Origin of the sequence: Arthrobacter globiformis, assembly GCF_003261175.1 — a bacterium.
Taxonomy (GTDB): Bacteria; Actinomycetota; Actinomycetes; order Actinomycetales; family Micrococcaceae; genus Arthrobacter; species Arthrobacter globiformis_A.
On record NZ_QLNP01000048.1, the window covers coordinates 1 to 773 of the forward strand.

1 protein-coding gene and 1 pseudogene are annotated in these 773 nt (G+C 71.5%); both read right to left on the reverse strand.

Features of this window, described 5'->3' with window-relative positions:
* Positions 1-198: phage holin family protein (locus tag DBZ45_RS04090; RefSeq protein ID WP_146617429.1), on the reverse strand; the 198-nt coding region annotated here is incomplete at its 3' end.
* Positions 195-773, reverse strand: a pseudogene (locus DBZ45_RS23135) (hypothetical protein); the annotation flags it as partial. The pseudogene DBZ45_RS23135 and the gene DBZ45_RS04090, both read right to left, overlap by 4 nt.

Genomic DNA, 773 nt, shown 5'->3' on the forward strand with positions numbered 1-773 from the left:
GCCGGCGCCGGCGAGCATGCCGCCGCCCTTGCCGGCGCGGGTGCCGGACTGTTTGAGTTCGGCTTTGGCGAGTTCGATTTCCTGCCGGATCAGGGTGGACAGGTCCCGGGTGACCTCGCCGAGGAGATCACCAAGGGAAGTAGTGTCGGCCTTCGCGTGCGCCTCCGTGGGAGGGAGATCAGGTATCTGGCTGCTCACAGGGGACGACCCCCACCCTCGGTATCATCAGTATCCCGGCGCCTCGGCTCGCCGTACCCTGGTTCGCCATAACCCGGTTCGCCGTAGGCGGGCTGGCCGGTGGCGGGTTCTCCGTAGGCTGGTTCACCGTACGCGGGCTGGCCGTAGGCGGGCTGGCCGCCGGGCTGTTCCCCGTAAGTCGGCTCGCCGTAGGCCGGCTGGGTGTAGGCGGGTTCTCCCAGGCCGGCCTGGTCATAGAGCGGTGTGCCGACCCCGGCGTCAAGGCTGCTTTCGGTGACCGGCGGCTGGACGGGGTATGGCGGAACTGTGCCCGCGTATCCTGCGCCGGTTCCCGTCGCGGGGGCGCCGGCTTGCAGGCTGCGGCCCAGGCGCCCGGCAAGCAGGCCCGCGCCTGCCGCCAGGAGCAGGAAGGTGCCGGGGCGCTGGCGGGCGAAGGACTTCACTTCGTCCAGCAGTGAGCCCGGGTCCCGGTTGTCCAGCCACGACGCGACCGACTCGGAGCGGTCCGCGGCCTGCCGGATCAGGTCCGCGGCCACACCCTGCTGGTCCGGCGCGTCGGCCATGGTGCGCAGCTG